The 24,936-nt window shown below is 51.7% G+C and carries 21 protein-coding genes; 18 read left to right on the forward strand and 3 right to left on the reverse strand.

Features of this window, described 5'->3' with window-relative positions; all coding sequences use genetic code 11:
• The first annotated feature begins 7 nt into the window (after positions 1-7).
• Together BOC67_RS10745 and BOC67_RS10750 are read left to right on the forward strand one after the other, a co-directional pair.
• A complete protein-coding gene (locus BOC67_RS10745) occupies positions 8-1,600 on the forward strand; it encodes a RagB/SusD family nutrient uptake outer membrane protein (protein ID WP_291910144.1) in 1,593 nt (530 codons plus the stop codon).
• 62 nt (positions 1,601-1,662) lie between these two features.
• The gene (locus BOC67_RS10750; protein WP_291910145.1) at positions 1,663-2,640 is read left to right on the forward strand and encodes a tartrate-resistant acid phosphatase type 5 family protein; all 978 of its coding nucleotides are present in this window, start codon (positions 1,663-1,665) and stop codon (positions 2,638-2,640) included.
• Positions 2,641-2,667: 27 nt separating this feature from the next.
• On the opposite strand, the gene BOC67_RS10755 is transcribed toward BOC67_RS10750, so the two are convergent.
• Entirely contained in the window at positions 2,668-3,003 is a 336-nt protein-coding gene (locus BOC67_RS10755; RefSeq protein ID WP_291910146.1) for an MGMT family protein, read from the reverse strand.
• A gap of 124 nt (positions 3,004-3,127) precedes the next feature.
• On the opposite strand from BOC67_RS10755, the gene BOC67_RS10760 reads away from it, so the two are divergent.
• Positions 3,128-3,352 carry a hypothetical protein gene (locus BOC67_RS10760; RefSeq protein WP_291910147.1) on the forward strand — a complete coding sequence of 75 codons (225 nt, stop codon included), beginning with the start codon at positions 3,128-3,130 and terminating at the stop codon, positions 3,350-3,352.
• 77 nt (positions 3,353-3,429) lie between these two features.
• On the opposite strand, the gene BOC67_RS10765 is transcribed toward BOC67_RS10760, so the two are convergent.
• Positions 3,430-3,945 (reverse strand): low affinity iron permease family protein, encoded by a 516-nt coding sequence (locus BOC67_RS10765; RefSeq protein WP_291910148.1) that lies wholly within the window; start codon positions 3,943-3,945, stop codon positions 3,430-3,432.
• 430 nt (positions 3,946-4,375) lie between these two features.
• Between BOC67_RS10765 and BOC67_RS10770 the strand changes: the two genes are divergently transcribed.
• The 12 genes from BOC67_RS10770 to BOC67_RS10825 all read left to right on the forward strand — a co-directional run bounded on the left by BOC67_RS10770 (position 4,376) and on the right by BOC67_RS10825 (position 17,770).
• A complete protein-coding gene (locus BOC67_RS10770; protein WP_291910149.1) occupies positions 4,376-4,555 on the forward strand; it encodes a class I lanthipeptide in 180 nt (59 codons plus the stop codon).
• Between the two features lie 101 nt (positions 4,556-4,656).
• On the forward strand, positions 4,657-4,851 hold the full coding sequence (locus BOC67_RS10775) for a class I lanthipeptide (protein WP_291910150.1): 195 nt from the start codon (positions 4,657-4,659) through the stop codon (positions 4,849-4,851).
• A 94-nt stretch (positions 4,852-4,945) separates the two neighbouring features.
• Complete coding sequence (locus BOC67_RS10780) at positions 4,946-5,119, forward strand: class I lanthipeptide (protein ID WP_291910151.1); 174 nt, start codon at positions 4,946-4,948, stop codon at positions 5,117-5,119.
• A gap of 21 nt (positions 5,120-5,140) precedes the next feature.
• On the forward strand, positions 5,141-5,341 hold the full coding sequence (locus tag BOC67_RS10785) for a class I lanthipeptide (RefSeq protein WP_291910152.1): 201 nt from the start codon (positions 5,141-5,143) through the stop codon (positions 5,339-5,341).
• Positions 5,342-5,412: 71 nt separating this feature from the next.
• Complete coding sequence (locus BOC67_RS10790; protein ID WP_291910153.1) at positions 5,413-6,624, forward strand: lanthionine synthetase LanC family protein; 1,212 nt, start codon at positions 5,413-5,415, stop codon at positions 6,622-6,624.
• 27 nt (positions 6,625-6,651) lie between these two features.
• On the forward strand, positions 6,652-9,765 hold the full coding sequence (locus tag BOC67_RS10795) for a lantibiotic dehydratase (RefSeq protein WP_291910155.1): 3,114 nt from the start codon (positions 6,652-6,654) through the stop codon (positions 9,763-9,765).
• Positions 9,765-11,960: a peptidase domain-containing ABC transporter gene (locus BOC67_RS10800; RefSeq protein WP_291910156.1), complete on the forward strand. Its 2,196-nt coding sequence runs from the start codon at positions 9,765-9,767 to the stop codon at positions 11,958-11,960. The genes BOC67_RS10795 and BOC67_RS10800 overlap by 1 nt, the downstream gene beginning before the upstream one ends.
• Before the next feature lie 603 nt (positions 11,961-12,563).
• Positions 12,564-13,292 (forward strand): hypothetical protein, encoded by a 729-nt coding sequence (locus BOC67_RS10805; RefSeq protein WP_291910158.1) that lies wholly within the window; start codon positions 12,564-12,566, stop codon positions 13,290-13,292.
• 368 nt (positions 13,293-13,660) lie between these two features.
• On the forward strand, positions 13,661-14,347 hold the full coding sequence (locus tag BOC67_RS10810) for a hypothetical protein (protein ID WP_291910160.1): 687 nt from the start codon (positions 13,661-13,663) through the stop codon (positions 14,345-14,347).
• 8 nt (positions 14,348-14,355) lie between these two features.
• Positions 14,356-15,465 (forward strand): hypothetical protein, encoded by a 1,110-nt coding sequence (locus BOC67_RS10815; protein WP_291910162.1) that lies wholly within the window; start codon positions 14,356-14,358, stop codon positions 15,463-15,465.
• A gap of 39 nt (positions 15,466-15,504) precedes the next feature.
• A complete protein-coding gene (locus tag BOC67_RS10820) occupies positions 15,505-16,530 on the forward strand; it encodes a hypothetical protein (RefSeq protein WP_291910164.1) in 1,026 nt (341 codons plus the stop codon).
• 313 nt (positions 16,531-16,843) lie between these two features.
• On the forward strand, positions 16,844-17,770 hold the full coding sequence (locus BOC67_RS10825; protein WP_291910166.1) for a PorP/SprF family type IX secretion system membrane protein: 927 nt from the start codon (positions 16,844-16,846) through the stop codon (positions 17,768-17,770).
• A 40-nt stretch (positions 17,771-17,810) separates the two neighbouring features.
• Here the strand turns inward: BOC67_RS10825 and BOC67_RS10830 are convergent, their stop codons facing one another.
• On the reverse strand, positions 17,811-18,815 hold the full coding sequence (locus tag BOC67_RS10830; RefSeq protein WP_291910168.1) for an AAA family ATPase: 1,005 nt from the start codon (positions 18,813-18,815) through the stop codon (positions 17,811-17,813).
• A gap of 357 nt (positions 18,816-19,172) precedes the next feature.
• Here BOC67_RS10830 and BOC67_RS10835 point away from each other — a divergent pair, with 357 nt between their 5' ends.
• The 3 genes from BOC67_RS10835 (at position 19,173) to BOC67_RS10845 (ending at position 24,933) form a co-directional block, all read left to right on the forward strand.
• The gene (locus BOC67_RS10835) at positions 19,173-19,772 is read left to right on the forward strand and encodes a sigma-70 family RNA polymerase sigma factor (protein ID WP_291910169.1); all 600 of its coding nucleotides are present in this window, start codon (positions 19,173-19,175) and stop codon (positions 19,770-19,772) included.
• Between the two features lie 103 nt (positions 19,773-19,875).
• Positions 19,876-20,883, forward strand: a complete 1,008-nt coding sequence (locus BOC67_RS10840; RefSeq protein WP_291910170.1) for a FecR family protein — start codon at positions 19,876-19,878, stop codon at positions 20,881-20,883.
• Between the two features lie 414 nt (positions 20,884-21,297).
• Positions 21,298-24,933: a SusC/RagA family TonB-linked outer membrane protein gene (locus BOC67_RS10845; protein WP_291910172.1), complete on the forward strand. Its 3,636-nt coding sequence runs from the start codon at positions 21,298-21,300 to the stop codon at positions 24,931-24,933.
• The last annotated feature ends 3 nt before the right edge of the window (positions 24,934-24,936 follow it).

Consider the following 24,936-nt stretch of genomic DNA (forward strand, 5'->3'; position numbering starts at 1 on the left):
ATAAAGTATGAAGAAACTGTTTTTATATAGCGCTTTCCTCGGAGCTACCGCCTTTACCGCCTGCACCAAGCTGGATGTGAAAGTGGAGTCCGAATACGTAAAAGAGAATTTCCCGACAACGCCGGATGGATTTGTGGCCGTATCAGGGCCTATCTACTCCCTGCTGGCCAGCGGCTATGCGATCGACTACTGGCGGTTGCAGGAGCTCTCTACCGACGAGGCGATTATCCCTGCCCGCGACGGTAACTATGACGATGGCGGCAATTACCGCTTCCTTCACCTGCACACCTATACGAAAGATCACCCTACCGTGAGAAGCGTGTGGCAGTGGGGCTACGGCGGCATCAATGCCTGTAACCGCATCTACAAGGTATTCCAGGACGCGCCGGATAGCGACAGCAAGCCGGCCGCCATGGCGGAGATCCGCGCAATGCGCGCCCTGTATTACTTCTTTATGATGGACCTGTACGGCAACATCCCGCTCATGGACAAGTTCAATACCGCGGAGCTGCCGAAGCAGGCCTCCCGCGCGGAAATCTTCGCGTTCATTGAAAAGGAACTAAAAGAAGTACTGCCTTTACTGACCAGCACCACCGGTCAGCTGACCTACTCCCGGCCTACCAAATGGCTGGCTTTCGCTATCCTGCAGAAGATGTACCTCAATGCGGAAGTGTACATCCACAAAAGCATGTATAACGAATCCGTGGCCATGGGCGATAGCATCCTGGCCGGTAAAAAGTATAGCCTTGCCAGTGACTACCTCACCATCTTCGCACCGGATAATGGTCCCCAGATTACAGAAACCATTTTCGCGATCCCTTATGATGCGAACGTAATCGAGGGCTGTCAGTTTGCCCGATTCGGCCTCCACACCGGCTTACAGAGCAAGTACCAACTGCCGTTCCGTCCGAGTATCGCCATGAGTACGATTGCTTCTTTCTACCAAAAATTTAATTTACCAAACGATATCCGTAACAGCACCTGGCTGGCAGGCAAGCAGTATAACTTCGATGGCACGCCGATTTACATCACCACCACCAACAAGGGGCTGGATGACAGGTACAACGGGCCGGACCCCGGCGCTACCATCAAATGGCAGCTGGAGTTCACCCCGGAAATGCCGCTGAAGAAAGTGGAAACAATGGACGTGGGGAACGACGAACTGGGCAAGGCCAGGGGCGTGCGCAGCATCAAATACTACCCGGATAAAAACACGCATCCGAGCACCCGTAACTCTAACAACGATGTGCCGGTATTCCGCCTGGCAGACGTGCTGATGATGAAAGCGGAAGCCATCCTGCGCGGCGCTACGGCTACCGCAGTGGCGGGCGAAATGCAGACGCCGGATGTGCTGGTAAATAAGATCCGTACCCGCGTAAAAGCGCCTGCGGTTACCAACATCACGCTGGAGGAACTGCTGGAGGAAAGGGCCCGGGAATTTGCCTGGGAAGCATGGCGCAGGAATGACCTGATCCGCTTCGGCAAATACGAAGATGCCTGGGGCTTTAAAACCAATGCTGAAACTTTCCGTCGTATTTATCCTATACCGGCCACGGAGATTACCCTGAATGGTAATCTGACGCAGAACACCGGCTATTAATTGAACTGGCTCCCGCCCCCCGCAAGCGGCGGGCGGGAGTTACTAAACCGGAAGAGAGGCATATGAGAACAATTTTTATCCTGCTGCTATTGGCAGCAACTAACGTACACGGGCAAACGAAAAAGTACACGGCGGAATATAACAAGGGTTACCGCGGCGGATTCATCAAAGGGCAGACGAGTCGCGACAATGCGCTGGAATTTGCCGTCATCGGCGATTTCGGCAGGGGAGGGGAATATTTTCAGAAGGATGTGGCGGCTACTTTAGCGCAGGCCGTAACCGGTATCAACGCCAGTTTCATTGTGGCCACGGGCGATAATATTTATCCCGATGGGGTAGCCAGCACCCAGGACCCGCTCTGGCGGCTGTCTTTCGAGGATGTGTTTTATCAATACCCTTTACACCGGGCATGGTATGCCGTATTGGGTAACCATGATTATCATGGCAATCCCCAGGCCCAGGTGGATTATTCAAAAGTGAGTCAACGCTGGCATATGCCTGCGCGTTATTATGCGTTTAAGCGGAAAATTGCCGGGTCGAATGAGGCGTTGTTCGTGTTCCTGGATACGAACCCACTTGACCGGGAAGCCTATACATCTCCCTATGGGAAAGAACTACAGGCGCAGGATAGCGCGCGGCAGCTCCGCTGGCTGGAAGAAACCCTCAGCGATACCAGCAGTAACCTCCGCTGGAAAATCGTGATCGGCCATCATCCCTGCTATACGGCGGGTAACAGGGCGCTGAATACGCCATATATACGCTATGCGTTGGAGCCTTTGCTGGAAAAATACAAGGTGGATATTTATATCAGCGGGCATGAGCATCATTTGCAATACCTGCATCCGAAAGGGAAGCATACCCGGCATTTCATTTCCGGCGCGGGTTCTGAGGCCAATGAGCAGCTACAGCCGCGGGGCGCTTACGATTTTTTTGCCCCGATACAGGGGTTCATGACTTTTTCGCTCATGGCCGATAATGTTTGTGTGCAGGCTATCAGCAGAAAAGGAGAGATCCTTCATACGATCAACTTCAATAAATAAAACCTGCATTCCTGCAGGTTTTTTTAGTTAGAATTCAATTTCCTTCACCGGGTCCCAGAATAATTTTTTGAAGTCCACCACCCGGTTATTTTTCACTTGTACCTTTTCGGCTGCCAGCTTCCGGGCACGTGTGCCATCGTCGCCGCTAAGCTGACCGGTGCTGTTGACCACGCGCTGTACGGGTACGGGAGGTTTTTCGCCATGCACAAAGCTCATGGCCCGGCCTACCATTCTTGCGCCGGACTTTAATCCGGCCGCTTTGGCCACGGCGCCGTAGGAGGTCACGCGGCCTTTGGGAATGCATCTTACAATATCAAAAATTGCCTTATAAACGGCGGTGGTATCGGTTACTTTTGACGGCATATGATGGAGTTGCTTTATGCCGGAAAGTTATTGAAAATTTATGGCTTTTCTAAGAACCCGGCCCGGGTATAAGAATGCCAGTGGCTGGTATGGTTTTATTACAGGTTAAATAAAACCATTTACTATGTCTGATAAAGAAAAACTCGAAAAAAAGGCCAGGGAAGAACAGCATAAGAATGATTCACCTGTAAAGCCTGATCCGGAAACGCTGGGGCCGCAACCACAGGAGAAAATGGAAGGCCCCGTATCTTCTATCATAAAGGATATTGCAGAAGCCGGAGATGATAATTTCGGCGAGGAGCCGGAAGAAAAAAAGGAAGATACAGCCGGAAAGAAGGATAAGAAATAGTGTACTATTTCTACAAAATGATTCAGGCAATCCCCAATCGGATTGCCTGAATTGTTTTATGCTGGCGTAGCGTATGCTTATGGTTCCTTTTCGTTTTCCCGCTCTTCCCGTTCTTTTTCCTCTTCCAGCGCGGTTTTGCTCATGGCCCCTTCAATGGCTTCCTCTACTGAATGGGATTCCCGCAGATGTATGTGCTGCTGGGTTACTTCCACCATTTTACAATAGTACTTGTGCAGGATGTCCAGCTCTTCTTCAGAGAGGTTTTCCGCATCTATCAGGCGGTTGCTGGCCAGCCTGTTGGCAGCGATCAGCTCGTTAAGCTTGAGCTGCACTGATTTGGAGTCCTTATTTTGGGATTTCTGAATCAGGAACACCATGAGGAAAGTCACGATCGTGGTGCCTGTATTGATCACCAGTTGCCAGGTGTCGGAATAGTTGAAGATAGGGCCGGTGATGCCCCATACAACGACTACCAGCAGGGCAACGATAAACGCGCCTGCGCTGCCGGTAATGGCTACCGCTTTGGTGGCGAGTCCTTCAAAGAAACCGGTTTTTGACTGTCCGTTGCCCGGAATTATGTCCTGTTTTTTCATAACAGATGGTTTTACAGGATGATATGCAAAATTAGGACCACAGCCATTTCAGGCCCTTTTTGCATAAAACTGTAGATACTTGTACCCTTTGCGTGTAAATGAAACGGCTGCCCGTAAGTCGTAGTTTTTTATTTTTTAGGGAGAAACGTTCACCGCTGCTGCGAATACCTGCCCGTTACTTTTGTAGTGTGACTAAACGAAATTCCGATTGCGATAATTTTTCAGAAAAATTTCCAAAACTATTTTTTTTCAAAATCATTTTTCCTATCTTCAGTATCTCAATTGCTCAAAATAACCTTACTGCTCATATGTCAACGTGTTTGGAAAATAATCCGCTCCCATCCTGATAATGTTTTTGCGCTGAACAACCGCCCCATGGCGTAATGGCTTCATTGAAGACAGGGGAGGATATTGTTGTAAATTTTAGTTTATGAAAAAGAAAAAAATCTCTTTGGAGAAAAAACTGTCCCTGAAAAAAACTACCGTAGCTGAACTCAGCAAAACAGAACAGAAATCCCTGGCAGGTGGCGCAGCAACCCAATACTGCAATACCTATGATCCGCAGGAAACCTGCGAAACGCATCCAAGACCTGGCTACCAGTGCGTTTGATGTTTGTTAACCAAGGATGGAAAGGCCGTTAACCCCGCTGTAAAAGGATAACGTCCGTGTCAACAAAACCTGTAACCCGAATCCTTAATTCCTATTTTGTTATGAGAAAAAGAAAACTTCCCCTGGAGAAAAAACTTTCTCTGAACAAGGAGGCTGTGGCCCTTCTCAACGCCGGTCAGCAAACGCAAGTTGCGGGCGGCGCGCAGGCTATCACCCGGCTCGATGAATGCCTTGTTACCAGGCAGGAAACCTGTGTAACCATTCCTCCCGGCCAGATGTACTGCATCATGTGCTAATGAAGTAATTACAGTATTCGTTAACCTGGAAGTAGCGCTCCGGCTGTGGTTTACAACAGCCATAGGGATTGCTATGCCCCAAAAATCACATCACATGAAAAAGAAAAAAGTAGGTCTCAGCAAAAAACTCTTGCTGAAGAAAGAGGCTATTGCCACTTTGAATCCAAAGCAACAAGCCAAAATCGCCGGCGGTGCGCCACTCACCTGGTGGAGCGCCTGCTGCGTGGAAACAGATGAAGTTACCTGTCCGATCGACTGCGTAAGATAAACCTCACCTAAATCTGCTAAAATGAAAAAGAAAAAAGTAGATCTCAGTAAAAAGCTGATGCTCGCAAAAGAAACCGTTGCATTGCTCAATGCGGAACAACAATACCGCATCAACGGCGGCGCCGCCACCCTGTACATCACCTGTACGGAAGATACCCGCGCCATTTCCAGCTGCAGAGCCACCAGCCCCGGTGCGGGCCAGCCCTGCTGCCAGATTCCGTGAGCCTAAGCGGCCATATTTTTCAATAGGGAAAGCCATCGCTTTCCCTATTGTTCCACTTCATCTGTTCGACCATGGAAACAACAAAATTACAGCTGCGCCAGATTTATGAAGACCTGATTCCCGTACTGGACCACCAGCGCTACGGGGCGGAATATGCCAACAGCCTGTTCAAAGGCCCCTGGGGCGCTTTACTGTTCATGTTTTACTATGAACAGTATGTAGATACCAGCGCGGATCATGCAGCCGGCCTGCTGGAAAAACTCTATGCCGCCTACACGCCGGAAGAAGGTACCAACTACTCCTTCTGCTCCGGGCATACCGGCCCATACTGGCTGCTGGAGCACCTGAGCAGGCGCCAGTTCCTCGATATGGACCTGGAGGAACTCGCGGGGGATTTTGTTACCGCCACCATCGCCCACAGTAATCTCAACCTCCAATGGAGGAACTTCGACTTCCTGCACGGCAGCATCGGCATGTGCAATTTCCTGCTGCCATTTGCGGCAAGGCATGATGTCAGGAAACACCTGTCCGACTGTGTAGATCACCTGCTGGCCGCCAGTAAGCTCACGCCCAAAGGCAGAAGCCTGCCTATATTCTATACGCACGATAAACCGGTAGGAGAGTATGTAGACGCTTTCAGCCTCGCCCATGGCAGCTGCGCCGCCCTCATCCTGCTGACGAAAATTTATGCTGCCGGCATCTCCAAAAATACCTGCGAACTCCTGGTAACGGAATGTATGGCGTTTATACTCAACAATAAACTGGCCCCCGTACCGGATGAACTCAACGCGCTGTATCCCGCGATACTCGATGGCAAATATGCGAGCAACAACAGCCGGCTCGCCTGGTGCTATGGGGACCTCAACGTAGCCTGGACCCTCTGGTACTGCGGCGGCGTATTCAACAATGCCGCCTGGAAAAAGGAAGCGCTGGACATCATGCATTACAACATCCGGCGTAATACCTATGAAGCGGCGGGCGTGCTGGACAGCTGCCTTTGCCACGGCATCAGCGGCATCGCTGCGTTTTACCGCAAATTCTGGTTCGAAACCGGCGACCCCGCATTCCACGAATGCGCAGAGTATTGGTACGGCAAAGCCGCTTCCGAAATAACCTTCAACGATGAGCTGAACAAGCATGGGATCCTCGTTTGGCGCGGGAAGGATAAGGACTGGTGCTACTCCTGGGACCTGCTGGATGGCGGGGCCGGGGTTGGACTCGCCTTAATGTCGCGCCTGCACGAAAAACCACTTACCTGGGATGAATGCTTCCTCTTATCCTGATTCTTTAAATCAACAAACTAATTACCAATGGCATTGACGCATACCGGATTTTTTTTGTTGAGAAGCCCCCTGTACCCGGTGAACCATTACCGGCAAATATTGGATATGCCGCTGCAGGATTTGCAGGCGGCGCATCCTGAGTTCCTTTATGCCCTGCACATCGCATCGCGGGAGCTGTTGAAAGAGCTGGAACGGTTTATCCAAACGCCCGGCGGCTTCACGGAGAAGAAAGCAGCGAAGCTGCGGAAGTCGCTCTACAAATACTGGGTACGCGCCTGCACGCGCAGCACGCCTTACGGCCTGTTTGCCGGCTGCGTCACGGGCAATACCGGCGCGGAAACGCAGTGGCAGTTGTCGCCCATAGCGGGCGCGCGCCAGCATGTGCGGCTGGATATGGATTACTTCACCCGTATATGCCACTACCTGCAGCAACAACCGGCCATTGCTCCCCAACTCCGTTACTATCCTAACAACAGCATTTATGAAAGTGGCAGCAAATACCGCTATGCCGAATATACCATCGTCCAAAACAAACGGCGGTATATGCTCACGGCCGTGCCGGTGACGCCATACCTGCGGGCAGCGTTACAATGCGCCGAAGGCGGCGCTGCCATGCAACAGGTGGCGGAAAGCATCATGGCCACCGATGCTGCCATCTCAAAGGAAGAAGCCATGAACTTTGTGGCTGAAATGATCAGCGCGCAACTGCTCATAGCCGAAACAGAGCCTAAGATAACCGATGTAGACAACCTCGGTTCCCTCATAGACCGCCTTTCCACCATTGATGATGTTAAAACCCTGCAATCCCACCTGCTGTCCATTCAACAGCTTTTACAACAACAGGACCTCGATCCGGCCCGCCTCCTGCAAATAGAGGAACGCTGCAGGACGGCATTCCCCCTGGATACCCCGAAGGACCTGTTGCAGGTCGACCTCTTTAAGACCGGCGCCTGCACCATTGGAGAAACCCTCCTCACAGCAATATTGCAACAGGTGGGCGAACTCACCGCCCTCTGCCACGGCTATACGAAAGGAGGCAGCACGGATCTCTCCACCTTCGCGGAACGCTTCCGGGAAAGGTACGATGGAGAAGAAGTGCCCTTAAACCTCGTGCTGGATACCGAAGCGGGCATCGGCTACGGACCCGCTTCCCAACAATCCGTACACGCGCCATTCGTGGAAGACATACAGACCGAAGGCGCCCCGCCGCCCAATACCGTATCCTGGTCCAACTTCCAGCAATATGCGCTGGAGAAATATGAACAGTTCCTGCAAACAGGAACCCCGGTAACCATTACAAGCGAAGAACTAAAAACCTTTGGCGATCCCAACGACTTACAGATGGCCAGCAGCTGCTACCTGTTTGGCGCCCTGCTGGCGGAGAACGCAGCGCAGGCGGATAAAGGGGACTTCGCCTTTGCATTGCAATCCGTTGGCGGCCCCTCCGCCGCCAACCTGATAGGCCGCTTCTGCAGTGGCGATGCCGTGCTGGCGGAGCGTATGAAGGCTGCCCTGGCACAGGAGGAGGCAGCCATGCCGGATGCCATTTTCGCGGAAATTGTGCATTTCCCTGAAGCCAGGGCCGCCAATGTATTGATCCGGCCCGGACTTCGATCCTTCGAAATCCCTTACATCGGCGTGCCGGGCGTAGCGCCGGCTTATCAGCTGCCGGTAAGTGATTTGCTGGTTTCCGTGAAAGGGAATGAAGTAATCCTGAGGAGCGCCCGGTTGAATAAAAGAGTCTATCCGCGACTTAGCTCTGCGCATAATTACAGCTATAACTCCCTGCCTGTGTACAAGTTCCTGTGCGACCTGCAGCACCAGGGCCTGGTATCGCACCTGGCCTGGGACTGGGGCGTACTCAATAACAGGCCGCGCCTGCCGCGGGTGAATTATAAAAACATCATCGTATCCCGCGCTACCTGGAATATCCGCAAGCGCGAGGATGAAGCAATAGAACAAACCCTTACTACTTTCAGAGAGCAATACCAGTTGCCCGGCAGGGTAGTGCTGACGGAGGCGGACAATGAGCTGCTGCTGGACCTTTCTGCGCCGCTGGCCCTGGAAATCCTGGAAGACCACCTGAAAAAACACGGCCAGGCACGGCTGCGGGAATTCCTTGGGGATGAGCAGCAGGGCGTACTGCGGGATGCCGCCGGCAACGTATATGCGCATGAGTTACTCATTCCTTTAGCCTATACGAAAACCAAACCCACCCCGGTATTCCAGCAGGCGCTGAGTACGCGCCGGCCGGAGGAGGAATTACCTCAACGGGCATTTGCGCCCGGCAGCGCATGGATGTACCTGAAAATTTATTGCGGCCACCGGGTAGGCGAAGAGTTGCTGTCAGGCTTCTTTGCTGACAAGCTGCCCACCTGGAAAGAGGATGGCCGTTTTGAGCAATGCTTCTTCCTGCGTTACGCCGACCCGCATCCGCATCTCAGGATCCGCTTCCTCAACCGCCGGCAGCCAGCGCTGAATGAGGGGCTGCTGCGCGAGATACAGGATTTCCTCGCGCCCTGGATTACGAACGGATTGGTGCATAAGGTACAAACGGACACCTATGTACGGGAGCTGGAACGGTATTCCGCCGGAGCCATGGAGGCCAGCGAAGCCCTGTTTTGGCACGACAGCTATGCCGTGATCCAGGTTATCAGTATGCTGGAAGGCGCGGAAGGGGAGGAATACCGCTGGAAGCTCGCGTTGCGCGGCATGAATATGCTGCTGGAAGATTTCGGCCTGCAGCCAGCGCAACGCAAAAAAATACTGGGCAGCCTGCGGGAAGGATTTTTGGAAGAGTTTGGAGGCGCTGCGCTATTGCACAAACAACTGAATGACAAATACAGGAAGCACCAGCAGGAGATACTTTCCTTTTTAGACCCGCAGCAGGACGAGGCAAATGATATCGCGGATGCAATTGCCTGCTTTGAGGAAAGAAACCGGCACAATCGCCCGGTGATCAGCCGGATCAGGGAAAACTGCGGCGGCCCGGAAATGTACACCCGCATCGTGGCCAGCCACCTGCATATGTTCATCAACCGGATGTTTGTTGGTAAGCAACGCAAGCATGAACTGGTACTTTATCATTTCCTGGAAAAATATTATCTCTCACAACTGGCGATGGAGGCGGCTTCAAAATAATGGGATTTACTTTTTATAAACAGCTGGATGCAATGGACTGCGGCCCTACCTGTTTGCGTATGGTGGCAAAGCATTATGGGCGCGATTATCCCCTGGACTACCTGCGCACGCTTTCCAACATTACCCGGGAAGGCGTGAATATGCTGGGGATCAGCGAGGCGGCGGAAAAGATAGGTTTCCATACCACCGCCGTGAGAATATCCTTCGAGCAACTGGACGAACAGGTGGAACTGCCCTGCATCCTTCACTGGAACCAGCAGCACTTCGTGGTATTGCCGCCGCAGAATTACAACCGGCACAATCCCAGGGAGCAATTGCTGGTGGCCGATCCCGGGCATGGCCTCGTGAAGGTGGACCGGGAAACTTTCCTGGCCTGCTGGCAGGGTAATGCCAATACGGGGGTGGTGTTAATGCTGGAACCAACAAAAGCGTTTTATGAGCAGCAGTATAAAGGTCCGGCGAAGGCCGGGTTTGGATTTTTGTTGCAATACCTGCGGCCGTATAAAAAGTTTATCGCGCAGTTGTTCCTCAGCATCTTCCTGGCCAGCTTATTATCGCTGACCCTGCCGTTCCTGACACAAAGCCTGGTGGATTACGGTATTAACCGGCAGGATACCGGCTTCGTGTACCTGGTGCTGTTATCCCAGTTGCTGCTCTTTGCCGGCAGCACTGCCATTGAAATGATACGCAGCTGGATACTGCTGCATATGAATTCCAGGATTAACATCAACATCATTTCGGATTTCCTGATCAAGCTCATGAAGCTGCCTATTCGTTTTTTTGACAGCAAGATGATCGGGGATATTCATCAGCGGATCAACGACCATACGCGGATTCAAAATTTCCTGACGGGAACAACGCTTTCCACCTTGTTTTCCTTTGTGAACCTGCTGGTGTTTACCAGTGTGCTGGCGGTGTACAGCATGAAGATACTAGCGGTATTCGTGGTGTTCAGTGTGGCGGCTGTCGCATGGATATTGTTTTTCCTGAAACGCAGGAAGGCCCTTGATTACAAGAAGTTCCAGCGCATGAGTGAAAACGAGAATGTGCTGATTGAAATGATCACCGGCATGCAGGAAATAAAACTCAATAATTGTGAAACAGCGCGCAGGTGGGAATGGGAGCGCGTGCAGGCAGGATTGTTTCATCTCAATGTGAAGAACCTTGCATTGGGGCAATACCAGCAGGTAGGCTCCGTTTTTTTCCATCAGCTGAAAAATATCCTGATCTCGTTTATCACGGCGAGGGAAGTCATGAACGGGGACCTTACGCTGGGGATGATGTTGTCTGTCAGTTATATCATCGGGCAGATGAACAGTCCCCTGGACCAGTTGCTGACCTTCATTCAATCCGCCCAGGATGCCCGCATCAGTTTGGATCGCCTGAGCGAAATCCATAACCGGGAAGAAGAGGAGCGGGAAGGACAGGTAGTGCTGAAAAAAAATGTAAATGGTTTTGGTGACATTCGGCTCGAAAATGTTTCCTTTCAGTACGGCGGCGCGCAATCCCCCTACATCCTGAAGGATATTAACCTGGTGATCCCACAGGGGAAAGTCACGGCCATTGTGGGGGCCAGCGGCAGCGGTAAGACAACCCTGATGAAGTTATTACTGCAGTTTTATGAGCCGGTGGAAGGGAGTATTTACGTGGGGGAGCATAACCTGAAAGATATTTCGCCGCGTTGGTGGCGGCATCAATGCGGCAACGTCATGCAGGACGGGTTTTTGTTTTCCGGCAGCATTGCCCGGAATGTGGCCATCAGCGATGAAAAGGTGGACAATGAAAAGCTCCTGCATGCGGTAACTACGGCGAATATACGCGACTTCATAGAGGAATTGCCGCTGGGCTACCAGACCAAGCTGGGGAATACCGGCAATAATATCAGCGCCGGCCAGAAGCAGCGGATCCAGATAGCCAGGGCCGTCTATAAAGATCCGGTGTACCTCTTTTTTGATGAGGCAACCAGCGCGTTGGATGCCAGCAATGAAAGGATTATCATGGAAAACCTGGACCGGTTCTTCGAAGGCAGGACGGTGGTGGTGATAGCGCATCGGCTGAGTACAGTGAAACAGGCGGACCAGATTGTAGTGCTGGAAAAAGGCCGTATAGTGGAAGTGGGCACGCATGGAACGCTGAGCGCGCGGAGGGGGAATTATTATTCGCTGGTGAAGAATCAACTGGAGTTGGGAGGATAGTGGGATGAGGGAGGTGGAAAGGTGCTGCCCGGGAGTTGGTACGTTTTGCTAATCCCCCGGAGGGATGGTTATGGGTAGAAGTATGGTATATGGGGGATGAAATGTGGTGTGGCAGATTGGAAGAGTGGGATAATTGGAAACGCGGGGTTCGACCACGGAAACGGTTATACGGTGTGTCACGGACTGGAAGGGGAGAGAACATGGGAAAGGCTGGATTTGACCACGTGAACGGTTATACGGAGTGTCATGGACTGGAAGGGGAGACAACATGAGAAAGGTTGGACTTGACCACGTGAACGGTTATACAGTGTGTCCAGAACAGGATGGAGGCAATATGGAATACCAGGGTTCGACCACGTGAACGGTTATACGATGTGTCACTGACTGCAAGTAAAACAACATAGGAACGGTCGAAAGAGGCTATAAAAGTGATTAAATGTTTAATCGTGTGTCACTTGCCGGAATATTGACCTATCCCGAAACGTCGGGTTCGACCACGTAAACGGTTATACGATATCACCAACAAAAAAAACAAAATTTGAAAGGCCGCATTCGCCGAAATAAACGACGATGCGTTGGTAAACTAACTGTTAGCATAACAATATGGGAAAAGTAAAAAGCAAACACCTGAACGGATATACGCTGCATCACTCCCTGCAGGAAATGCGCAGTGAACCTGTACAGGAGATCATGGGTAAAATGCCTCCCTGGCTGATCAGGCAGGGTATTGTGCTGCTGTGTATCGTGATACTGGCCTTGTTTGCAGGGGCCTGGTTTTTTACGTATCCGGAAATAACGGTTGCGCAGGTAACTATTTTGACGATGGAGCAGGAGGGAGGGGCTGCCAGCACCACGCAGCTTCCTAGCGCTGGGAATGCCTCCACCGCGCGTACTTCCAGCTCTAAAACTACCCCCGCCACCGATACTGCCGGCCAAAGAACTGGCGCCGCCACGCACATTCCACGCGTTAACACTTCCTCCACCGGCGATGCAACTCCCAATGAAGCCCATCCAACCGGAACCACGACTACCGCTAAAATTCCGGCGCGGGATGCCTGGCGCATTCATAACGGCCAGGAAGTACTAATACGCGTTACCGGGTTCCCGGCGGAACGATTCGGTTTGCTGCGTGGCAAGGTGGCAGGGCTTAGCGCATCTCCAACAGATACCGTGCTAACAGTAGATGTTGCGCTGGATAAGGGGCTGGAAACCACCAGCGGGCAACAGCTCCCGCCGTTGGCGCGGCTGGATGGCACGGCGGAAATCACTACTGCAAAAACCAGTTTACTGCGCCGGTTATTGGGTGGCGTAGTTACTGGGCAACTTCAATGAAGTTATTAAGTGAATGATCCGCCGGCAATGGAAAGGAGTCTTATTGGGCGCTGCTGTTTGTCAGCGACTCCCGCAAAACTCTCCTGCTAACCCATCCCACGTAAGTAAGCCTTATTAAGCGCTGCTTTTTGTCAGCAACTCCTCCAAAACTCTCCTGCTAACCCATCCCTGTCAAGAAAATCTCACCGGGCGCCGCCAACCGCCCCGCCTCCTCCCAAAAATCCCCCGTGCCTCATTCCACACTCCCCCAAAATTATCTTGTTAAATAATCCCCTCCCCACCCGCTACACCAATAAATTTGCTAATTTTAAGCAACTTTAATTTTGTACTAAATGAATGAGGAGAAAGAAAAGAATGGTTTCGGTATCTTGAAAAGTTTAAAGAAACTCATTTTCGAAGATGATCCGAACGCAGTGCCCCCGTCAACACCTGCCCCGCAGCCTGTAGCCTCTCAAAAGCAAGCGCCCGTAACGCCTGCTCCAGCGGCAGTGCCGCCCCCGTTGCCCACCACGCCGCCGCCACTGCCTGGCCAACAGCCGGTGAGTGAAGCGAAACAGATGAAACTCAAAGTGCTGGAAATGCTTGAGAAGCTCAACGAGCCAGGCGTCGATTTCTTCGAAGTCTGGAACGCCGCCGCCGAAATGGGCGCAGTAGACGGCAACAATCTCAAAGCAGCCTTCACTTCCCTGAAGTACGTGGATAAGTCGCTGGACAAGCAAAAACTCCTGCAGTCAGGCCGGCATTACGCGGCCGAACTGAAAAATATTATCGACCGCGAAACCACGCAGAAGCAGCAACAGAAGCAGGCCATAGAGCAGGAGCAGGTACGCGAAAAAGCGAACCTGGCCAACGAAATTCAGGAATTGGAACGGAAATTGAATGAACTGCGTCAACAATTAGAAATCAAACAAAAAAATCTGAGAGAAATCAATAGCAAGTACGAACCGCAATTGAGGGATATCGACGCTAAGATTGCACTTGGCAACAACGCTGTAGCAGAAGTAGTCAGCGATATCCAGCAAGCACTTCAACTAATTGAAAGTAACTTAATTTAAAAGTCCCTATGGCAAATCAACCGCAACAGGTAAACATTCCTGCCGAACTCAAAAGTCAGCTCCCGATTTTTCAGGTCCTTGGAGATCATCTGCCACAGCAGATGCAAACACCCGAAGCTAAGAAAAAAGTAGCCAGTATCTTCTTCTGGGCGCTCATTCTTGGCGGCGCATTCGCATTCTTCAAATACCTGCCACTGATGCTGGAATACGCAGCCAAAAGCATCCTGCTGGTGATATTCAGTATCGTGCTGATCGTGCTGCTGTTACTGGCGCCCAAGATCATTCAGGTACTGCACCGCCTCGGTAACGTCCTGCTGTTCAAAGGCGAAAAAGCTATCATCCGCAATAACCCGATTGAGACATTGCAGATGTTATCCCGCGATGCCAGGGATACTCTCAAACGCGTAAAAGCAAAAATTGCGAACGTGGACGGGGTAAGGATTGAAATGATTTCCAGCGGCGAAAACTCCCAGAAGACCGCCCAGGAAAAATACGGCCTGGCAAAAAGGTTCACACAGGAAGCCGCCGCGCTGGAAGAAAAAAGTAAAGCCGAAGCTGCCGCCAGCAACATGGAAAAGGCAAACGCCCTGGCCCGTGATGCAAAGGAAACCCGTACCAAAGCCTTCCTCCTGGGTAAGGAAGGAGAGGCGGAGGAACAGAACGCCCGCAGCTATGTACAATACGCCAACCAGTTTGCCAAAGTGCTGGAAGTACTGAAAGACAACGAAAGCGCCGCCCGCATTTACGTGAGCACGCTGGACAGCAGTATCTCCATCATCTCCAAAAAACTGGAAGCCACCCAAAAAATGAAAAACGCTACGGAAGGCCTGGCGGAAGTATTCAACATCAAAGACGGCTGGGTATTCCAGGAGGCCATGAACGCGGCTACCGGCGCTATCAGCCAGAATATCGCCTCCATCAGGTCCAACCTGGATTTCCTCGACCAGAACAACAATATCACCGTTGGTGGCGCGCCTTCCCAGGGCGAACTGGAAGAGTTTATCCGCAAGGTGGACGAGCGTAACCTGAAAGTGCTGAACGTAAGCCAGATGGCGGATTCCTACTATGAACTGAAGCCGGAAGAGAAAGTAGATAAAGGCTTCTCTATCATGGACTAACCAAAAAAATAACCCGAAAACAACTAATACAATTTCAAAATGGAAGAAAAATCAACCTGGGCCAGACTACGTTGGCCGATCAAAGTATTCATCATTGCCCTCCCTATTATCGGCATTGGATACTGGGCCTCAGAAAGCGGAAAACTGGGTGCTGTAGGTAGCAAGGAAGCCCCTGAAACGGAAGCCACGGGAACCAAATCCTGGGGGGACAGCGAAAAGGCAGCCACCCCCAAGTCTAAATCCACTGCCGCTGCAGAGCGCCGTACCTTCAACTACGTGCCTGAAAAACCGGTAGACGGTGAAATGAAAGGCGTGGTGGAAGTAGGAGCGTCCGGCTTCAACTCTTTCGTCATCAATGTAGACAAACAAAAACGCTGGGAAATCATCTCCAAGGACTTCGGTAAATCCTTCGTGTACGAAGGGATGGCCACTACTGCCGACATCCGCCAGGGACTCAAAGATTACATCGGCGCCATGTTCGATAAAGGCGTGAAATCCAGGAACGTGCATTTCGTAATCAGCTCCGGCGCACAGAAGGAACCTAAGACCGCTGTTATTGCTTCCGAGCTGAAGAAAATGGGCTATATCGTTAACCTGGTATCCGCAGAGCAGGAAGGTAAGCTGGCGCTGAAAAGCGTGCTGCCGCCTACCTACGAGGAAAATTCCTATGTAGTGGATATCGGTTCCGGCAATACGAAAATTTCCTGGATGGAAAATGGTACCATTAAATCCATAGAAGGCCCCGGCGCCAAATACTACGAAAAAGATATGAAGGACGACGCCGTGTACGCGAGCATTAAAGCGCTGGCGGAAAAAGTGCCGGCTTCCAAACGCGAAATCTGCTTCATCATCGGTGGGGTGCCTTTTGAACTGGCTAAGGAAATCCGCGATGGGGAAGAGCGTTTCACCGTCCTGAACGACCCCGGTCAATACCAGTCCGACAAGATCAAGATCAAAAGTGGTCTGAACATCTATAAAGCCATTAAAGACGCTACCAACTGCGATACCTTCGTGTTCGACTGGGATGCAAACTTTACCATCGGTTTCCTGCTGACGCTTAAATAAGCGTATAGCCCGGATATATTTTTGCAGAGGCGCCCGGTACCGGGCGCCTCTTTTTATTTACCCGGCCTCCATAACCGGCTCCTGGCGCTCAAATAAACGTACCACCCGGAAATATTTTGCTGAATGCCCCTGTATTTTCAGTATCACGCCTGCTAGATAAGTTTGCCTCCCCGGTACCCACCCAATAGAATTTGGTAATAACCGGAAATTAATTCTAACTTTATATTCCCGATTTTTACCACATCTTTTTGATTCAGCCGGATTATTTTTACGAAAATTAGTTCCGTTTATTCCTGGTATCCAAATACAACCAATGAAATATCTCTACCTAAGGATTTTTGTTTCACTCTCTTTTGCCTCCCTGCTGACGGGAATCGTGCATCAGGCGGCAGCTCAAACCACCAGTAAGGCAGGCGCTTTGCTGGACCCCTCTTCCACCCAGTATTTCCAAAACCAGTATCTCGCCAACCCCGCTATGGCCGGGATAGACACCGGTTTTCACTTCAACGCCGCCTATCGCCGCCAGCTGGATGGCATTGACGGCGCGCCGACCACCAAATTCTTTTCTGCGGATGGCTACATCGGCAGCCGGATCGGCGGAGGGGTAAACGTGATGAACGACCAGGCAGGGCTGCTGAACCGCACCCGCGCCGCGCTGACCTACGCTTACCACCTGCCCCTGAACCAAAACGGAACGATGCTGCACTTCGGGCTGTCCTTAGGGATGAACTTCCAGCGGATCGATTACAGCAAGGTAAACGGGGACCCGAACGACCCTTCCGTGAACGCATTCAACCGCCGCGACGATTACTTTGAAGCGGACTACGGGATGGCCTATACGGACCAGCACTGGACCATCCAGGCGGCCTTGCCCAACATCCGCTCTACCTTTTCCAAAAAGGATTTCGTGGGTGCGGACGGGGGCGTGATCTTCTTTTCCGGCGTGGCCTACAAGTTCCGCATGGAAAGCGCGATCAGCTCTATTGAGCCGAAAGTATGCTACCGCAGCATCAAAGGATATGACGGCATTGTGGACTTCGGGGTCAACCTCGGGCTGATGGAGCAAAAACTCAATGTAATGGGATTGTACCATACCTCCGGCACGTACACCGTAGGCGCAGGGTTCTATCTGCTGGATGCAGTGCGCCTCAACCTGATGTACACCAAGCAATCCGGCGGGTATAAGAACTATACGGACGGCGGTTTTGAAGCGGGGCTTACCCTCGATTTATTCAAATAACCCTGCCGGCGGCATCCCGGATAAGGAATGTCCGGGATGCTTATTCCCCAAAGAAAGTACGTTGTTTACGGCAGAAAGCCTCAGCCACTAACGCAGCGGATACGTGCAGGCGCTCCTGCCAGCTGCCTTTAATCTCTCTATAAAAAATATTAAACCCTGCTAAAGTGCGCCGGTGTGCAAGATCCAGCGCATCCCGTTCCGCCTGTTCCAACCTGGTTCCGTCCTGGTGCCAGGGCACATCATTGTTCAGATACAGATAAAGATCCGCCCGATTGCTGGCGAAAATGGCATCCTCCACCTGCATCCGCGTATCAAAAAACTGCAGGCCGTAGGAAAAAGTGATGTGGATGTCCGTGTCGATAAACACATACGGACTATCGCCCTGCACGGCCGCGTCGATACGGGCCGCATGCGCGCGGGCAACCGTATAGAGGTCCTGCAGGGTGAAGGCGTTGGAATCCGGGATGATATCCCGGGCCGCTTCCTGCACGGCCGTGCCGTGGAAATGCGCCGCGAGCTGCGCCGTCAGGGTGGACTTCCCCGTGGATTCCGTACCCAGCAGCACCACTTTCAACGCCAGGTTTTTTTTCACCGCAGGCGGGAGGTAGGACCAGTACGCCGCCAGGTCCTGCCGGATCAGGGACGCCGCCACCGGCACCTGGTTACGCGCGGGGTTAAACGGCAGGTGACGGATACCCATAAACGCCGCCACGTACTCCCCATAAGGCTCGGAGGTCACGAGCAGCTCCACGCCGGGCAGCAATTGCATAAAGACCTCCGCCCAGGCTGCGGACACAGCTTCCGAAGAAACGGAGGTATTGGGGAGCTGCGCCTCGTCGTAGGCATAAATACGTATATCCACTCCCGTTAGGTCCTGCACGGTATCACTGATCCAGTTTTTCCTGGTTTCCGGAGCGATTAATTCCGTATTGCCGCAACATACAAGCACCGTCAGCTGGTCGCAGGCGCCCCGTGCAAACCGGATCATGGCCTCGTGGCCTTTATGAAATGGTAAAAATTTTCCGAATACAAATCCCTTCGTCATAAGCAGGTAACTATCGGCGGCAAAGTAACCGAAAAAATAAAAAATACGGCAGTGGCCATACGAATTTGCCGCGCTTTTTGGTTTATATATCTCCAAAAAGCAACAGCAGCATCTATTTGTGGCAAAGGCCGGGGCAGGGTCAGTATTATTTATAAAATTTTTAGCATCATTGACTTAATTAGCAAAAACTAACAGGTTATTAATATAGATAATATAATTATATTTATAAAATAACAATTTTTTGTTATTATTTTATACAGCGAAAGTACGGTCCATGAAACCTTATGATGTTATTTGAAGAACCCGACTTTATATGCCACAATTATTCCGCGCTATGATTCATATAAATGAGGAGATATGAATATTAACGATGCCGAATTAATCGAACAATTACAACTCAGCCAGGTCCCGGCGTTTGACGGGTTGTATTGGAAATATCACGAAGCGGTGTACCGCAATATTTTCAAGTTCGTAAAAGATGAAACTGTTGCCCAGGACATTCTACAGGAAGTTTTCAGCCGGCTCTGGGAAAAGCGTTACGACCTGAAGGCCGACCAGCCCGTCAGCGGATGGCTGTTTGTCATCAGCTTCAACCTGTCCGTTTCCTACCTGCGAAAGCGGGTGCGCGAATACGCGCTGCAAAAAGATCTCCTGGCCATGTCCGACGAGGCCATGGCCGGAACGGAAAACCTGCAGGTACAGGAAGCCCAGTACAAACTACTGATGGAAGGAATCGAACAACTTTCCCCACGCAGAAAAACCATTATTACCAAATGCAAGCTGGAAGGAAAAACCTATGCTGAAGTAGCAGCGGAACTCAATATTTCCCGCCATACCGTGAAAGAACACCTGTCAGCCGCCATGTCTATACTCAATGAATATATGCATCGCAACGGTGAACAACGATACGTGCTGCTCCTGTTGTTCTTTCTCAACTTACCCGATAACATGGGTTGATTTCATATGCGGAAATAAAATATCTGTTTTTTTGGGAAAAAAAGTCCTGACTTGACCCCTCCATTTTTTTAAACGTGCGTATTTAGTATAAACCGTCACGATAGTGAATAATAAAAAAGCATACTTACAGCAACTCCTGCATTCAGATAATTGGTCTGCCGAACAATGGAGCTGGATGAAAACCTACCTGGACGGGGAAGACCTTTCCGAGCTGCAGGCCGTTGCTGCAGAGGATTTCCAGCTGGAGCTTTCCGAAATGAGGGCCACGCTGGACAAAAAACTTTCTGCCGCTATGCTCGCAAATATTCATCGTCGTGCAGGCATTACCGATAGTAGCTTCCGCGGTACGTTCAGGCTGTACGCAAAACGCATCGCCGCTGCGGCGGTGGCACTGCTGGTAATCGGCGCTGCTTCGTATATGCTGCTCCGTTATAACGGCAACAATATGGTGAGCGTGGCTGCCGACGAAGGCCGCACCGCCATCACCCTGCCTGACGGCTCGCAGGTCGTACTGGAGAAAGGAGCCAGCATCAGCTATCCCAAAGGCTTCGGTACCAAAAGCCGGGAGCTGACCCTGAAGGGAGAGGCCTATTTTAACGTAACGCACGCAGCGAAGGCGGCCTTCACCATCTCCTCCAAATACCTGAAGACAACAGTACTCGGTACTTCCTTTAACATGGACGTACGCGATAACAAAGAGGTGAAAGTGGTGGTGATCAGCGGTAAAGTGCAGGTGGATGCGCACAACGGACAGTCGCCCTCCACGCAGCCCGTCGTGCTGACCGCCAACCGCGAACTGGTACTCAATACTGCAACGAACGAAATTCAATTGATAGATGGAACCGATGATGCCCGATTTTTTGCACTGAAAAGCACCGGCGTACTGGCCTATAAAGGCGAGTCTGTCGTAACGGTGCTGCGCGACCTGGAGCGGATCTACAACGTACCCATCCATGCGCGCAATATCAGTAAATGTAGTTATTACGGTGATTTTACGATCAAGGACGACCTGCTCAAACAGCTGAAATTGCTGGCAGGTCCATTTAATGCCGATGTTGTTGAGCTAGAAAACGGAAAAGGATTTATGATCACAGGAGGTTCCTGTGGATGAAGAAAACCAAAGTCTAACGCGTTAACCATGCCGTTGTTCCAAACAGAGTTTTGATAAGCAACCGACATTAATTTTTTAACGCTGTACTATTATAACCGGAAAAAAAACGAAAAGTTTTTCCGAACGGGAAAGCTTTGCCCACAACAGATATAAACCGATGCTGCTCCCTCAGTAAGAGGATGTTTATGTTGTTTTGCCAGTTTGTTGTTTAGGCGCTTAATGAGATTTATCAACCAGTTTATAAATAAGGACTAAAATGATTACGATGAACGCTATTGCTTCCGCCACCGGATAGCCTTACCCACTTTATCTGACAAAAAAGATAACTGCATAGCAGCAAACCCGCTATTGCCCGATTCCTCCTGGGAACCGGAACGGGAACCTATTACCCTTAAAGTCTATCAAAACCGAATTATGTTGAAGAAATTCCGGCAACTACTGTTCTGCCTGATCCTGCTTATTCCCTGCCTGTCGGTGCACGCCGCCAACCAGGACCTGCTCGACAAAAAAATTACTATCCAGCTGCGTGATGTGCTGCTGAAAGACGCCCTGGAAAAAATAAGCACCATCGCGGAAGTATCCTTTGTGTACACCAGCAACGACGCGCTCAATGCCAACAAAGTAACTGTTACAGCGAACAATGAAAAGGTAGGAGTCCTGCTGCATAAGCTGCTCTCGCCATACTCGCTTTCCTTCAGCGTTATGTACGACCGCATTGTGATCCGCAAGGATAACCACAGCAAGGAAATTCCATCGCAGCTGAGCGGCTCCCTCTGGCAGATACAGCCGCGCACAACGGATATACGGGGCCTCGTGACCGATATCAAACAGATTGCCTTACCCGGCGTGACTGTACTGATCAAAGGCACTTCCAGGGGTACTACCACCAACGAAAGGGGAGAGTTTGAACTGAAAAAGGTACCTGCCAACGCGGTGCTGCTCATCAACTTTACAGGTTTTAAAACAGAGGAGATACCGGTGTCCCAATTCGGCGCAGGTACAAAAAGTATTACCCTCAAAGAAAAGCCTACGCACCTCCAGGAAGTGATCGTGACAGGCTTCCAGAGCATCGATAAAAGCAAGTTCTCCGGCGCGGCAACACGCCTCAAGGCCGATGATGTGAAAATTGAAGGGATGACGGATGTTAGCCGCATGCTCGAAGGCCGCGTGGCCGGCGTAGCTATCCAGAACGTATCCGGCACCTTTGGGACCGCGCCGAAAGTACGCGTGCGCGGCGCCACCTCCATCAACGGGGATAATAAACCCCTGTGGGTAGTGGACGGGGTGGTGCTGGAAGATGTGGTGAACATCAGCAACGACCAGCTCTCCAGCGGCGACCCTACCACACTGCTGGGTTCCGCCGTGGCCGGACTCAACTCCAACGATATCGAAAGTTTTGACATCCTGAAAGATGCCGCCGCTACAGCCTTGTACGGCGCCCGCGCGATGAACGGGGTAGTGGTGATCACCACAAAAAAGGGTAAAGCCGGCCGACCTATCGTTGCCTACAGCGGCAACTTTAGCACCCAACTCAAACCCGGCTACGGCGATTTCAATATCATGAACTCCGCCCAGCAGATGTCGGTGCTGGCAGAACTGGAAAGAAAAGGTATCCTTACTTCGGATATCCTTTCCCGTGCGGATAACGGTGTGTTTGGTAAACTCTACGAACGCCTCAACGCGGATGACAAAGGCCACTTCCCGGTGGAAAATACGCCGGAGGCACGCAAGCAGTTCCTGCTGCGCTACGCCAACGCCAATACGGACTGGTTTGACCTGCTGTTCCGCAACAACTTCGTACAGGAGCATTCGTTAAGCATCTCCACCGGTACGGATAAATCCCAGTCCTATTTTTCTACCAGCTATTACAGCGACAACGGCTGGACGCTGGCGGATAAAGTCAACCGCTATACGCTGAATTACCGCAATACCTATAAACTGTCTAACCGCCTTACCACGAACTTTTCCACCCTGGCTTCCGTACGCCAGCAGAAAGCGCCGGGCGCGCTGAGCCGCAGCAGCAACCCCGTGGAAGGTAAGTACGACCGCGACTTCGACATCAACCCATTCAGCTATTCCCTCAATACCAGCCGCACGCTCACCGCATACGATGAAAACGGCCACCTGGAATATTTTAGAAGAAACTTCGCGCCGTTTAACATCATCAATGAGCTGAGCAACAACTATCTCAACCTGAACATGATGGACCTGCGCCTGCAGGGCGACCTCGCCTGGCAGCTGACCGGCAACCTCCGTTACGAGTTCACCGGCGCTATCCGCTACGTTAAATCCAGCCGCGAACACCAGATTACCGAAAGGTCGAACATGGCCGGCGCTTACCGCGCCAACGACAATGCCACCATCGCGGACAACAACCGCTTCCTCTACCGCGATCCGGACAACCCGGACGCGCAGCCGGTAGTGGTGCTGCCTTACGGCGGTTTCTACAACCGCACGGAAGATCAGCTGATCAACTACGATTTCCGCAACGGGTTGAACTACAGCGATACCTTCAACACCAAACACCAGCTGAACGTGCTGGTAGGGCAGCAGGTAAAGGCCGCAGACCGGCAGGCCGCATCCAGCACAGGTTATGGCTACCAGTACGACAACGGGGGCGTGCCGTTCGTGGATTATAAAATCCTGAAGCAGACTATCGAGAGCAATTTTCCTTACTACAGCATGGGGAAGGACTTTGACCGCTTTGCGGCCTTTTATGCAACCGCTACCTATGCCTACAACCATAAATACAACGTGACCCTCACGGGCCGCTACGATGGCTCCAACCGCCTGGGCATTTCCCGCAAGGCGCGCTGGCTGCCTACCTACAGCGGCGCCGTATCCTGGAATATTGAGCAGGAGCCTTTCATGCAGCAATTTCGTAACCTCGATTACCTGACGCTCCGCGCCAGCTACGGGCTTACCGCCAGCATGGGCCCCGCCACCAATTCCAACATCGTGTTCCAGACGGTGAACACCCGCCGCCCGCACCTGACGGAAGTGGAATCCGTAATACAACTGGCGCACCTGCAAAACGACGACCTTACCTGGGAAAAATTATATACTACCAACATCGGGCTCGACGGAGGCCTGTTCAACGGCCGCATTAACTGGGCCATTGACGCCTATACCCGTAAGAGCTTCGACCTCATCAGCAAAATCAAAACATCCGGTATTGGCGGCGAGCTTTATAAAGCCGCCAACTACGCGGATATGGATTCCAAAGGGCTGGAAGTGATGATCGGCGGGGAACCCATCCGAAAGAAAGATTTCAGCTGGCGCGCCAACCTGACCTTTGGTTACAACACCAACAAGATCACCAACGCGAAAAACATTCCCGCCATCTTCGACCTCGTAGTGGCGGAAGGCGGTAACATTGAAGGCTATCCCGTGCGCAGCCTCTTCTCCCTGAAGTACGAGGACCTGACACATTACGAAGGCGTGCCGGAGTTTATTAACGAGAAGGGAGAGCTGGACAAAAACGTGAACCTGCAGGACCTTAAAACCGGCCACCTCGTGTATATGGGACCGGTAGACCCGCCGGTAACCGGCGGCGTGTCCAATACCTTCCGGTATAAGAATCTCTCCCTAAACGTTTTCGTTACCTACCAGGCGGGCAATAAAATCCGCCTGACGCCGGCGTTTAAAACGGCTTATTCCGACCTGGATGCCATGCCGAAAGAGTTCTACAATCGCTGGGCCATGCCGGGAGAAGAAACGAAAACCGTCATCCCATCTATCCTAGATGTATTTGAGCAAAGCCTGATCTGGGGCAGCTATCCCTATAATAACTACAACTACTCTACGGAGCGGGTGGCCAGCGGGGACTTTGTGCGGCTGAAAACCGTGTCGCTCACCTATACGCTGCCGGCCGCCAAAGCCAAGTGGATCGGGTTTAACAGCCTGTCCTTCACGGGCGCGGCCATCAACCCATGGCTCATCTATGCCGATAAAAAGCTGCAGGGCCAGGACCCGGAATTCTTCAATGCCGGCGGGGTGGCGCAGCCAATCCAGAAACAGTTCACTTTTTCCATTAAAGCGGGCCTTTAAAAT

This window comes from Chitinophaga sp. CB10, from assembly GCA_001870995.2.
Lineage (GTDB): Bacteria > Bacteroidota > Bacteroidia > Chitinophagales > Chitinophagaceae > Chitinophaga.